11 protein-coding genes are annotated in these 13,194 nt (G+C 30.4%); 5 read left to right on the top strand and 6 right to left on the bottom strand.

What is annotated here, in order from left to right; all coding sequences use genetic code 11:
* Positions 1–3: 3 nt before the first annotated feature.
* From HY951_02540 to HY951_02550, 3 genes are read right to left on the bottom strand one after another with little or no spacing between them, the layout of a single operon-like run.
* Positions 4–585: a threonylcarbamoyl-AMP synthase gene (locus HY951_02540; GenBank protein ID MBI5538907.1), complete on the bottom strand. Its 582-nt coding sequence runs from the start codon at positions 583–585 to the stop codon at positions 4–6.
* Positions 569–1,687, bottom strand: coding sequence for a glycosyltransferase family 4 protein (locus tag HY951_02545; GenBank protein ID MBI5538908.1), 1,119 nt, complete (start codon positions 1,685–1,687; stop codon positions 569–571). Before HY951_02545 ends, HY951_02540 begins: the two co-directional genes overlap by 17 nt.
* Before the next feature lie 9 nt (positions 1,688–1,696).
* Positions 1,697–2,503 (bottom strand): 2,3,4,5-tetrahydropyridine-2,6-dicarboxylate N-succinyltransferase, encoded by an 807-nt coding sequence (locus HY951_02550; GenBank protein ID MBI5538909.1) that lies wholly within the window; start codon positions 2,501–2,503, stop codon positions 1,697–1,699.
* 128 nt (positions 2,504–2,631) lie between these two features.
* Here HY951_02550 and rsgA point away from each other — a divergent pair, with 128 nt between their 5' ends.
* The 5 genes from rsgA (at position 2,632) to HY951_02575 (ending at position 9,445) form a co-directional block, all read left to right on the top strand.
* A complete protein-coding gene (gene rsgA, locus HY951_02555) occupies positions 2,632–3,558 on the top strand; it encodes a ribosome small subunit-dependent GTPase A (protein MBI5538910.1) in 927 nt (308 codons plus the stop codon).
* Positions 3,559–3,616: 58 nt separating this feature from the next.
* The gene (locus tag HY951_02560) at positions 3,617–4,696 is read left to right on the top strand and encodes an undecaprenyl/decaprenyl-phosphate alpha-N-acetylglucosaminyl 1-phosphate transferase (protein ID MBI5538911.1); all 1,080 of its coding nucleotides are present in this window, start codon (positions 3,617–3,619) and stop codon (positions 4,694–4,696) included.
* Complete coding sequence (locus HY951_02565) at positions 4,693–6,261, top strand: hypothetical protein (GenBank protein ID MBI5538912.1); 1,569 nt, start codon at positions 4,693–4,695, stop codon at positions 6,259–6,261. Before HY951_02560 ends, HY951_02565 begins: the two co-directional genes overlap by 4 nt.
* 93 nt (positions 6,262–6,354) lie before the next feature.
* Complete coding sequence (locus tag HY951_02570) at positions 6,355–8,928, top strand: AsmA-like C-terminal region-containing protein (protein ID MBI5538913.1); 2,574 nt, start codon at positions 6,355–6,357, stop codon at positions 8,926–8,928.
* A gap of 79 nt (positions 8,929–9,007) precedes the next feature.
* Positions 9,008–9,445, top strand: coding sequence for a pyridoxamine 5'-phosphate oxidase family protein (locus HY951_02575; GenBank protein MBI5538914.1), 438 nt, complete (start codon positions 9,008–9,010; stop codon positions 9,443–9,445).
* Here the strand turns inward: HY951_02575 and HY951_02580 are convergent, their stop codons facing one another.
* The 3 genes from HY951_02580 to porU all read right to left on the bottom strand — a co-directional run.
* Complete coding sequence (locus HY951_02580) at positions 9,446–9,928, bottom strand: 2-C-methyl-D-erythritol 2,4-cyclodiphosphate synthase (protein ID MBI5538915.1); 483 nt, start codon at positions 9,926–9,928, stop codon at positions 9,446–9,448.
* Positions 9,928–11,202, bottom strand: coding sequence for a type IX secretion system outer membrane channel protein PorV (gene porV / locus HY951_02585; protein MBI5538916.1), 1,275 nt, complete (start codon positions 11,200–11,202; stop codon positions 9,928–9,930). The genes HY951_02580 and porV overlap by 1 nt, the downstream gene beginning before the upstream one ends.
* Before the next feature lie 76 nt (positions 11,203–11,278).
* Positions 11,279–13,194 (bottom strand): type IX secretion system sortase PorU (gene porU, locus HY951_02590; protein ID MBI5538917.1); only part of this gene is annotated, 1,916 nt, incomplete at its 5' end.

Below are 13,194 nucleotides of genomic sequence, written 5' to 3' on the forward strand. Positions count from 1 at the left end.
AGTTTATTTTCTTATTATTTCAATTTCTCCTCCAAGTCCTATCTTAATTACTGAGCTGGGTTGCGATTTAGTAGTGTTTTCCTGATTGTATGTTACAACATAGTCAACGGAACTAATTAATTCATCGGATATTTCATTAAAAATTAATGGAGTATTTTTGCCCGAAAAATTTGCAGATGTTGAAACTAACGGCTTTCTGTATTTTGAAATAAGCGCATTGCAAAAATCATCTTTACAAACTCTTATAGCAATTGTACCATCAGTTGAAATTAAATTTTGCGCTAAGTTCTTAGCTCCGGGATAAACAATTGTAAGTGGCTTGTCGGCTACATCCAATAGTTCCCATGCAATTTCCGGCACTTCTCTTACATATTGTTGAATTGAAGCATCAGTTGCTACTAAAACTATCATCGACATGTTTTGTGGACGTTTTTTTAGCTCAAAAAGTTTTTCAACTGCTTTTGGGTTTGTTGCGTCGCAACTTAGTCCCCATACTGTATCGGTGGGACAAAGGATTATGCCACCTGATTTTAAAGTCTCAATAGATTTGTTTACGTCTAATGAAAAATCAGAAAAGTTGTTCATATGTAGTAATTATATTTTTTGCAACTTGTTCCTCGGTAAATTTTAAAGCATGCTTTCTTCCTTCAACAATCATGTTTATACGTAGATCTTTACTTGAAAGAACTTTGTTTATTCCCTCGGCAATACTTTCATGTTTGTAAGGATTTATGTAAACAGAATTTTCTCCACCTGCTTCTTCAAGACAGCTTCCTTCGCTAGTAATAACAGGTGTTCCAGATGCTAATGATTCTAAAACAGGAATCCCAAATCCTTCAAAAAATGAAGGGTAAATGAATGCTTTTGCACATTGATAGAAAGCAGGAAGGTCGGTATTTGCAAGGTTGTCGATAAAAGTGATTTTATTATCTAAATTGTTAGCAATAATGTAACTTTTTACTTGGTCAAAGTATGCAGTTTTTCTGCCAATAACAATTAACGGAATATCAATGTTGTTTTTGTGTATAGCTTCAATTATACCTAATAAATTTTTTCGTTCTTCAATTGTTCCAATTGAAAGTAAGAAATCAGCGGGAAGTTTATATTTATTTTTAACTAATGTTTTTTCTTTTTCGTCTAGTAGTTTGTAAAATAATGGATTACATCCTTGGTAAACAACCTTGATTTTATTCGGATTAATTTTATAAAATTCTTCGATGTCATTTGCAGTTTGTTTGCTAACTGCTATAACAACGTCTGCAATTTCTGAAGAGTATTTAAATTTTCTGTCGTATATCTTTCTGTCAGCTGGTTTGTACAAATCTGGGAAACGCTTAAAAATTAAATCGTGAATTGTTACAACTTTTTTAACATTAATGCTTTTTATTCCAAATGGCAGTTCGTTACTTAATCCGTGGTAAATATCAACTTTGTCATTTGCAATCTGATAATTCATTAAATAGCTTCTCCAGTATGATTTGAAAATCTGCCCTGTAAATGATTGCGGAGTAATAATTTTAGAGTTTTCTGCAATGTCAAATTTTATTCTTTTTGAAGTTGAGGGAGTGTAAAGCAAATATTCGTTTGATGGGAAAAAAGTAGATAGTTGTCTGATAGTATTTCTGCTATAATTTCCTAATCCGGTATTATTATAAAATGCCCGTTTGGCATCAAATGCTATTCTCATAAAATTAATTTAAACAGGAACATTAAATTCTCTTAGAGTCTCGTTTAATGAAGTTTTAAGGTTTGTACTTTCTTTTCTTTTTCCAATTATTAATGCGCAAGGAACCTGAAATTCTCCGGCAGGAAATTGTTTGGAATAGCTTCCGGGTATAACAACAGATCTCTCGGGTATATAGCCTTTGTATTCTATTTTTTCTTTATCAGTAACATCAATAATCTTTGTGCTTTGAGTTAATACCACATTTGCGCCTAATACAGCTTCTTTGCCAACATGAACTCCTTCAACAACAATACATCTTGAGCCAATAAAACAATTATCTTCAATAATTACCGGTGCTGCCTGTATAGGTTCAAGAACACCACCTATGCCAACACCACCGCTCAAGTGAACATGTTTACCTATTTGTGCACATGAACCAACAGTTGCCCATGTATCAACCATGGTTTCTTCATCAACATAAGCGCCGATATTTACATAACTTGGCATTAAAATAACACCTTTGGCAAGATAGCTTCCATAACGCGCAAGTCCATGTGGAACTACTCTTACACCAAGTTCTTTAAAATTACTTTTTAAGGGAATTTTATCATAAAAAATAAATGGAGAAGCTTCTATTAATTCCATTTTTTGAATAGAAAAATATAGAATAACAGCTTTTTTTATCCATTCATTTACAATCCATTCACTGCCATTTGGTTCGGCAACCCTTAATTTTCCCTTATCTAAATTTTCAATTACTGATTTTATAGCAGATTGAATATCAGATTGTGAGAGTAATTCACGGTTTCCCCAGGCATTTTCAATAATTTCCCTCATGTTTTTTTCTTCAAAGATAAAAAACTATTACGAATGACTAAAATAATTGCTAATGGCTAAATTAATTGTGATTTCTAATTTGTAATCTGTTATTCGTAATTAAATTATCTTTGTCGAAATTATTTATAATGCTTGGACTTGTTTTTAAATCTACAGGAAGTTTATTTTTAGTACGGACTATTAATGGTAAGACTATTCCTTGTAACATAAGAGGAAAACTAAGATTAACAGTTTCTAAAAGTACAAATCCTGTTGTAGTAGGTGATTGGGTAGATGTTGAAATTGAAGAAGATGGAACGCATGGAAATATTACTGAAGTAAAAGACAGAAGAAATTATATTGTTAGAAAATCTGTAAATCTTTCAAGACAGAATCATGTTATTGCTGCAAATATTGATCAAACATGTCTTGTAGTAACTCTGATTAACCCTGTTACAAGCACAGAATTTATAGATAGGTATTTGTGTACAGCCGAAGCATACAGAATTCCTGTTATAATAATTTTTAATAAAATTGATATTTATGATGAGGTTTTACTCTCTTATCTTGATGAACTTAAGCTTATTTATAATAAAATAGGATATAATTGTATTTCAATTTCTGCAAAGGAAAATATTGGGCTGGATGAATTAAAAAGTTTATTAAATAAAAAAGTGAGTTTGATTTCAGGTAATTCTGGAGTTGGAAAATCTACTTTGATAAATTCTTTAGAGCCTGATTTTAATTTAAAAGTAGCAGAAATTTCAAATTATCATTTAAAGGGAAAACATACTACAACTTTCAGCGAAATGTTTGAGCTTACTGATGGTGGTTTTATAATTGATACGCCAGGAATTAAAGGTTTTGGTTTAATCAATATTAAAAATGATGAGTTGTTTCATTATTTCAGAGAGATATTTTCTTTAAGTCAGAACTGCCAATATTATAATTGTACTCATACTCATGAGCCAAATTGTGCAGTAAAAGATTCTGTTACATCTGGTGAAATTGCCGAATCAAGATATAGAAGTTATTTGAATATATTATTAGATGAAAATGAGAAACATAGAACCTAATATTATGTTTTGTTTATTTTGAAATTTTAATTTAGTTTTGCTAACCCAATACAATAAAATGCTTAGTAACGAAATTTATAATATATTTTTTAGTTTTTTTACTGCATTTGCTATTACATTCCTGGCAATCCCTGTAATTATTAAAGTTGCTAAAATTAAGCACTTATTTGATTTTCCGGATGAGAGAAAAATTCATGTTAGTAAAATTCCAACACTTGGTGGGATAGGAATTTTTCTGGGTTTCTTGTTTGCAATGACGTTCTGGACAAAATTTATTCAATGTGAACATTTGCAATATTTAACGGCTTCTTTAATTATTATTTCATTTCTTGGTATTAAAGATGATTTAGTAGGTCTTTCTGCATTTAAAAAATCAGTTGGACAAATATTAGGTGCTTTAATAGTTGTTGTTTGGGGTGATTTAAGGATAGAATACATGTATAATATTTTTGGTATTCACGAATTGCCTTATATAATTAGTATATTGTTTACTGCACTTACAATAATAGTAATTGTTAATGCATACAATTTAATTGATGGAATTGATGGTCTGGCTGCTTGTTTGGGTATAGTTGCATCAGTGTCTTTTGGTGTACTGTTTTTTATGACAGGTAATAATTATCAGCAGTCAATTCTGGCTTTCTCACTTGCCGGAGGTTTGTTAGGATTTTTAAGATTTAATCTTTCTCCAGCCAAAATTTTTATGGGTGATACAGGATCCATGGTTGTTGGTTTTATTTTGGCATTTTTGGCAATAGAATTTCTTGAGATTAAAAATTTTCAGGGAAATAACTGGTTATATATAAACTCTGCACCTTTAGTTTCAATGTCATTAATTTTTTTGCCATTGTATGATTTGGTAAGGGTTTTCAGTATTAGATTATGGCATAAGCGTTCTCCTTTTAGGGCAGATCAGAACCATTTACATCATATGTTGTTAAAGCTTGGTTTTTCGCATATGTATTCAACTTGTATTTTAAGTTTATTTGCTTTGTTATTAGTTGTACTTGGTTTATTTTTTCAACGATTCGGAAATTATTGGTTAGGTGTTGTTTTGTTTTCAGCTTGTTTGCTGTTTACATATATACTTTGGGTTTTAGTAAAAAAGAATGGTCTAAAATCAATAAATGGAAAATGAGGTTTCTTGCCTTATTTATTTTTATTCAGGTTCCATTAATATTTTTTGGACAGCAGAATAGTTTCTTAATTACAATTTCCGATAAGTTTATTGTTGATTCTTATATACAGAAGAGTGATGGTTTTTTTCATACCTCATTTAAACCAATAGTAAAATCGACAATTTCTGGATATTCTAAAATTGATAGTACTATTTACAGAACCGGAAGTGATAGCGCATTTATATCAAGAAAAAAACACCCGTGGATTTGGAAAAAAATATTAACCGAGAGCTTTGTTGATGTTAAGAAAGATAAATTTGTACTAAGAGTAGATCCAATATTAAACTTCGAATATGGAAAAGATTCATTAGGCAGAATGTCTGTAAATTCTCGTGGTGTAGTTATTTATGGAGATCTTTCAGATAAGTTTTCTTTTACAACAGGGGTATTAGAGACACAGGTATTTCCAGAAAAGTATGTTTCGGATTATATGAAATTAAGAAGTGTATCGCCGGGGCAAGGAAGGGTTAGACTATTTAAAAAAACAGGATTTGACTATGCATATTCTTTCGGAAATATTTCTTACAGTCCTTCATCACATTTTAATTTTCAGTTAGGTCATGGTAAACAGTTTTTAGGAGATGGATATCGTTCACTATTATTAAGTGATGTGCCCTTTTATTATCCTTATTTGAGAGTAACTTCTACATTTAAACGTTTTCAGTATATTAATTTGTGGACCTCATTTCAGGAAGTAAAACCATATGATAACCGAACCTTGGTTTATCAAAGAAAACATGGTTCTTTTTCATATTTAAGTTATTTGTTATCAAAAAAAATTGAGTTGGGTCTTTTTGAAGCTATAATGTTTCAGTCAACAGATACAAATTCAAATAGTATTCTTCCTATTGATGTGGCTAATCCAATTATTGGTGTAAGAACCATGCAGTATGGATTTAGATATAAACATAATGCACTAATCGGCATTACAGCAAAAGCAAATATTTTAAAACAAATTACAGTTTATGGGCAATTTGTTTTAGATGACATGAACCGAAAGGGAGAAACAGGTCGTTTTCATAAAAGATACGGTTACCAGATTGGGTTGAAATTTTTAGAGCCACTTAAAATTAAAAATCTTTTTATTCTAACTGAATATAATTTTGTTAACCCATTTACATATAGTCCTTCTGTGGTAAATCAAAGTTACACTGCATTTAATGAACCTCTGGCACATCCATTAGGAGCTAACTTTAAAGAATTTGTAGTTCTGGGCAGATACAGTTATAAAGATCTTTTTTGTCAAGTGAAACTTACACATTTAACATTTTTAAATGGAGGATCAGCAATTTATTCTGGAACCAATATTTTTGAATACAATAATGAAAGTATAGTATTGCCACAAAACACTGCTAGTCTCATGAATATTGTTAATTTCAATTTTGAAGTTGGAATTACAATTAACCAGAAAAATAGATTGCAATTAGTTGTTGGTGCACATAATAGGAGTACTAATTTTGATGGAACAGCATATTATTATTTTGCACTACGAACCTCAATTTCTAATTTATACTACGATTTTTAACATTTCGCTATTCACAACCATTTGTAAATAACTCTTCGCAACATAAAAACTTTATTCTTTCGTTTTTAAATAAATTGCATCTTTTAAATTTATATGTTTAAAAAATTTTTAAAAAGATTTTTTATTGGTTTTGGTATAGCCTTATTTTTATTAATAAGCTCCGGGATTATTATTACATTAGCTTATAGTGACGAGATTAAGCAGTATTTTATTTCAAAAATTAATAATTATCTAAATACAGAAATTAAAGTAGGAAGTGTTGATTTTTCAATACTTAAGAAGTTTCCTGATGCTTGTATAAATTTTCATGATGTAGTGGCAATGTCGGCACCGGGTTATGATGAAAAGATATTTAAAGGTGCTGGTTATGACACTTTATTAGTTGCTAAAGATGTTTATCTTCAGTTTAATGTTTTCGATATTTTTAGTAAGAAATATAATATTAAGGCTATTCATATTGATGATGGATACTCAACAATATTAATTGATAAAAAAGGAGGAGATAATTACCACTTTTGGAAGACACCAGAGAATAGTGATACAACTGCATTTAATCTTGATTTAAGAGATGTAAGATTATCAAAGTTCACTGTTAAGTTTTATAATAAAGCACAAAATCTGGAATTTAAATGCTCAACAACTGATTTTGCGGTTTCAGGAAAATTTAATGACGATAATTATGAACTTCAAACACAGGGCGATTTAAAGGTTAAGAAATTTTTAATTGATAAAGTAAATTATATTAAAAACGATGCAATAACATTGAAATTAAAGTTTGATGTTAACAATAAGCAGTTTAAAATAAAAAGTGGTAGATTAAATATTAAAAATCTTACTTTTGATGTATTTGGTAATTATTCCTACCCCGATAGTAAAATTAATTTGCAGATTAAAGGTAATGACATCGATGTAAATACTTTTATTTCGGCATTACCAGAGGATATTCAAAAGAATTTTGAGGGATTTGAAAGTAATGGTTTGTTTTATTTTGTTACAAATATAAAAGGAAAACTTGATTACGAAAATACACCTTCTATAAATGCGACATTTGGATTGGAGAATTCAACCATTAAGCAAAAAAACTCAGGATTGACCTTAAATAATGTCTTTGCAAAAGGAAGTTTCTCAAATGGTGATAAGCAAAGTGCACAGACGTCATATTTAACAATTGATACAATTTATGCCTCGGTAAAAGACAGTAAGTTTTCGGCACATTATGCAGTGAAAAATTTTTCAAAACCACATATTGAGCTTAAAATATCAGGTAATTTTGAGTTGTCGCAAATTAAAGATTTGTTTACAATTGATACCTTAAAAGTATTTAATGGTAACATGAATGCTGATTTTTCTTTTTCAGGAAATGTTGCAAGTTTATCAGGAATAACTGCTGCAGAATACAGAAAAGCAATAACACAAGGTAAGGTTCAGTTGCAAAATGCAAATATGCAAATTGTTAATAGTAAAGATGAATTTACCAATATTAATGCAGGTTTTACTTTCCATAACAATGATGTAAGAATAGATAGCCTCAGCTTTTTAATGAATAAACATGATTTTGAAATCTCGGGTTATTTTAAAAATCTTATTGCATATATGATGTTAGATAATGAACCTTTGGGTATTGAGGCGCGAATTCATTCAAAATATATTGATATTAAAAAACTTTTATCAAGTGATAGTGAAAGTTCAGGAATAGCCTTACCAAAGAATATTAAATTGGCAGCAAATGTTTCTGTGGATAATATTGATTATGGAAAATTTTCTGCAAAACGTGCCTCTGGTTTTATTGAAATATCAGATAATACGTTAACATTTACAAGTCTTTCTTTAGATGCTCTAAATGGAAGTTTAAAGGCAGACGGTGCATTAAGAATTACAACTCAAAAAAATATTATTTTGCAGTCTAGTGCAAATCTCAAAAATATAAATGTAAGTCAGCTTTTTTATGCATTTGATAATTTCAGTCAGACATTTATTTTAGACAAACATCTTAAAGGTATTATAAATGCTGATGTTAAGGTTTCATGTGAATGGAATGATAAGATGGAACTTGATCAGAAAAAACTTATTGCAAGTTGTTCTATGCAAATAAATAATGGAGAACTTATTAACTTCGATCCAATGTTTAAATTGTCTGACTATATTGCATTAACAGAACTTAAACATATAAAATTTGCAAGTTTAACAAATGACATATTAATAAAAGATCGAAAAGTTATTATTCCACATATGGAAATAAAGTCATCTGCATTTAATATCGAACTGAGCGGTGAACATACTTTTGATAATACTTTCGATTATAAATTAAAGGTTTTATTGTCTGATGTTTTGTCTAAAAAAGCTAAGAAGGCGAAAAAGGAGAATGAAGAATTTGGACAGATTGAAGATGACGGTTTAGGCAGAACAAGTTTGTTTCTTTCTATAAAAGGTAATGTTGATGATTATAAGATTTCTTACGATACCAAAATGGTAAAAGAGCATATTAAAGAGAATATGAAAGTTGAAAAGGAGAATTTAAAAACAATACTCAATGAAGAATTCGGATGGTTTAAAAATGATACAACTTTAGCTAAAAAGAAACAGAAGAAAGAAGAGCTAAAGAAACCTCAGTTTATGATTGAATGGGACGAAGACAAACCTGAAGAAGACCAAAGCGGAAAGAAATAATGTGTAAAAATTATTCGCTGGTTAATGATTAATAATGATTCTGAACATTAGTGAAATTAGTGTCAAAAAAGCTTAAATAATGAATGATAATCTCCCTGAAAAAAGAATAGTTGATTTTATTAAAAAACATCATGTATTAACGCTTGCAACAAGTTCTGAAAATGAGATATGGTGTGCAAATTGTTTTTATGCATACTCAGAGGAAGATAATTGTTTAATATTCACGTCTGATATTGAAACACGTCATATAAAAGATGCTTTAAACAACCCATTTGTTGCCGGTTCAATTGTTCTTGAAACGAGTGTAGTTGGCAAAATTCAGGGTATTCAGTTTCAGGGAATATTATCTAAACCCAAAAAAGAAGATCTTGATAAAGTAAAAAAACGATATTTATATCGTTTCCCTGTAGCAACATTAATGGAAACAACTCTGTGGTCGCTGGAGTTGACTTTAATTAAGATGACTGATAATCGGTTAGGATTTGGGAAAAAACTTATTTGGAAGAAATTAATTTAACTAAATCCTGTTTTTAATAAGTAAAACTATTGCCATAGCACTAACACCTTCTTCACGTCCAATGTAACCAAGCTTTTCATTGGTGGTAGCTTTAATAGAAATTTCATCAATACTAATGCCGGCAGTTATTGAGATTTGTTCTTTCATTTTTTCAATAAAAGGCATTATTTTAGGTTTCTCAAGACATAGAGTGCAGTCAATATTATTTATTTCAAAACCTTGCTTACGAATTAAACCAGCTGTTTTTTCTAAAAGAATTTTACTGTCAATTCCTTTAAATTCTGAAGAAGTATCAGGAAAATGTTTGCCAATATCTCCAAGATTTGCTGCACCTAATAATGCATCGCAAATTGCATGAATAAGTACATCACCATCAGAATGTGCCACAATTCCTTTAGAATGAGGAATAGAAACTCCTCCAATAATTAAAGGTAAACCTGTTTTTAATTGGTGAACGTCAAATCCTTGTCCAATTCTTAGTATCATTTAGTGCCTGGTGCTTCTTTTCCTTTAATTCCTTCAAAATCAAATGAGAGTGTAAAGCGAAGTGTGTTCTCCAAAGGATTCTTCTGATGAACAGGAATTAAATATGAGAAATCGAGTGCAAAAACTTTTAATTTAAGTCCCAATCCAACTGTAAAAAATTTTCTATTTCCTTTTGTAGCATCTTCGTGAAAATATCCGGCTCTAAGTGCAAATTGTTTTGCATACCAGTATTCTAATCCAAAAGACCAGTTAATTTCTCTCCATTCTTCTTTTCCAATCGAACGATCATCAGGATTCATTGGATCTTTTGCTACACCCGGAGCATCCCAGAATGAATGAAAAATACCAGTTGTTGATGATACATTAGGATCTTTGCCATATTTAATATATGTTTTTCCAACTCTAACTGTATCTCCGTTTGGCAGAACGTCGTTAATTTCATAATAATCAGGTGGCGATGGAACTAATAATTTGCTTAATTCAACAACACCTAAAATACTATTATATTCATCTAATTCCATCTTATAAGAAGTACCAAGTTTCATCATACATGGAAGAAAATCTTTATCGGCTCCATCTGTATATGATAATTTGGATCCTATATTTGAAATATTTAAGCCAATTCCAAGTTCTGCTTTTTTCTTTTGTACTTCCATTGGTTTTAAATAGAAGAATGAAACGTCTGATGCATACGCTTGACCTGCTTTAGTTTGCGGTCCAGTTCCTGAATATCCACCGGTAAGATTAGAATTTATATATCGTAAAGCAACTGATCCAGAAATTGTTTTTGATAGTAATCGGCTGTATCCAAAATCTAAAGCAAACTCATTTGGTCTGTGTTGTCCGGTTACATTTCCTGTTGCATCAGTAAAAGTTATATCTCCAAGAGAAAAATATCTTAAAGAGCCACTTAAAGTCTGACCACCACCAATTTTTTTATAACCAGCAAGATATGCTAAGTTGATGTCATTTACTAATTGTCTTAACCAAGGAGTATATGAAATCGAAATTCCAAAATCATTTTTCATAAATGCGTATTTGGATGGATTGTGATGCTGTGAGTTTAGATCAGGAGTTGTTGAAACACCAGCATCGCCCATTGCACCTGCTCTTGAGTCGGAGGCAATTGTTAAAAACGGAACAGCAGTAGTAATTGTATTTACATCTCCGTCACGTCCATTTAGTTCTTGTGTTGATATTTGTGAAAGACCAATAAATGGCAATATTAAGGCAACAAATAAAGGAATTAATGTTAAAACAAATCTTCTCATAATCAGTGTATTGCTCAAAAATAATTATTGCAAAATTACTATAAATTAGCTTAAAAACGAAGATTTGTTAAATTTATTATCTGAGGATAACTAATTTTTCAAATTTCTCTTGTTGTTTACCTTCCTCAGTTTTTACTGTTAGTTTATATACATATACTCCTTTACCAATTTTATCGCCATAATCATCTAGACCATCCCATGGAATAGCTGTACTGTGAAAACTGTCATTACTTAATTCTGCTTTTATCGATTTTACTAGTTTGCCGGTAACTGTAAAAACTTGAATTAAAACATCTAAATTAGAATTTACCTGATTATGATCAAAATAAAATGAAGTGTTTGTTGTAAAAGGATTAGGATAATTAAAAATATTTCCAATAGTAAGGTTCTCGGCTTCTGCAACTACAAATTCGGTATATGCTTCAGCAGAATTATTGCAGACATCCCATGCTTTAAATTTTAAATTATGTTGTCCGTTTGAAATTCCTGCTAAAGGGTACCTTACAACACCACTTTGGTAATTATTTAAATTTCCTTCATAATAATCATTAAGTACTATTGTTTTTGCAGTATTTCCGTCAAGAACTGCTGTAATATCGTGACCAATTCCATTACCTACTGTGTTAATTCCATTATCATCATTTAGTTTTGCGAAAATATCAGGGTTTTCATCTGTTATTCCTCCAAAATTAAAATTTTCATCATTCATAAATAACTGAACCTGAGGTCCTGTGTTATCAGTTATATTTCCTGAAGAATTTCCTCCAATATTTATTTTAGTAAATCCGTGAGCATCAAGTATTGTATTGTTATCAGCATAATAAGAAATTTTACCGTTTCCAATATTATATTGTATGTCTTTAGGAATTACGCATGAGAATTCGAAATACGAGTTATTGATGCTTGCTTTGCCTTTATATAATATGTTATTTTGTAGTTTGTAGTAAAATTTTGATCCTCCATCATTTGAAAGTGTCGACATTGTAATTGGTTTGTCAAATATTGTTGGGTAAAGTGTTCCATTATAATTATTAACCATAGTTCCGTCAGGAAACTGAATATGACCTTTTACTGTGATTTTATCTAAGGCTTTTATTGTATCTGTAAAATTAGCTATTGCAATACCATTAATGCTATCTGTAACAATAATATAATTCGGATATGATAAAGTAATTGCGGGATCGCCAAGTAATGAAAAATTTCTTTTATTTACATCAGCTGGTGAAGAAGTTGCATTTTTAGCCAGTCGGTAAATATCCCCTAATTTTAAATAATTTCCTGTGTTATCCCTTTTAAAAATTCTATTAATAAATGAAGAATTTATTGCAAAATTTGAATTGCTGTAAACTAACCTTGTTGTTGTAAACATTGAGATAGCGCCTCCTTTTGGGTTTAAAATTACCATTTCTCCTGCTGCTGTTCTTGCGTAGTCATCATATCTGCTAAATTCACATGTTGCTGTAATAAAAAGGGGTAGCCTGTCAAAATTTGACCATGAGTTTACATCTGATACACCAACTATATGTTCGTGTGCAAGCCCAACCTCATTTCCATGACCTGTGTAATTTACCATGAGAGTTCCTTTTTTTATTCGGTTTGAGATAGCAGTATTTGCATCCGGATAGCGGTCTCCGTTTGGTGTAGTAACTTGTGGAAAAGCATCTAAGAATATTTTTTCAATATTATATGCAGAATATGTTGTGTCAATATATGTACAAAGCGAATTTGATTGTTGCATATGTTCATTACTGTCTTCATCATCGGCAATAAATGTTAACCAGTTTTTCCAGTCTCCATTTGTAGAAGCTTCATAATAATGCTGTATTTTATTTAATAATCCCTGAGCTTCGGAACTGTTTTTTACTGGTAATCTTCCAATCCCAATATCTAAATGACCTATATAATCCCCTTCGGTATCATCTAACATTCCAAAATAATCATCAGTGCAAAATGAGTTTGTTGGAGAAAGCGATGCACTCGATTCGAATGTTA

It is taken from the genome of Bacteroidia bacterium, assembly GCA_016218155.1.
GTDB lineage: Bacteria > Bacteroidota > Bacteroidia > Bacteroidales > GWA2-32-17 > GWA2-32-17.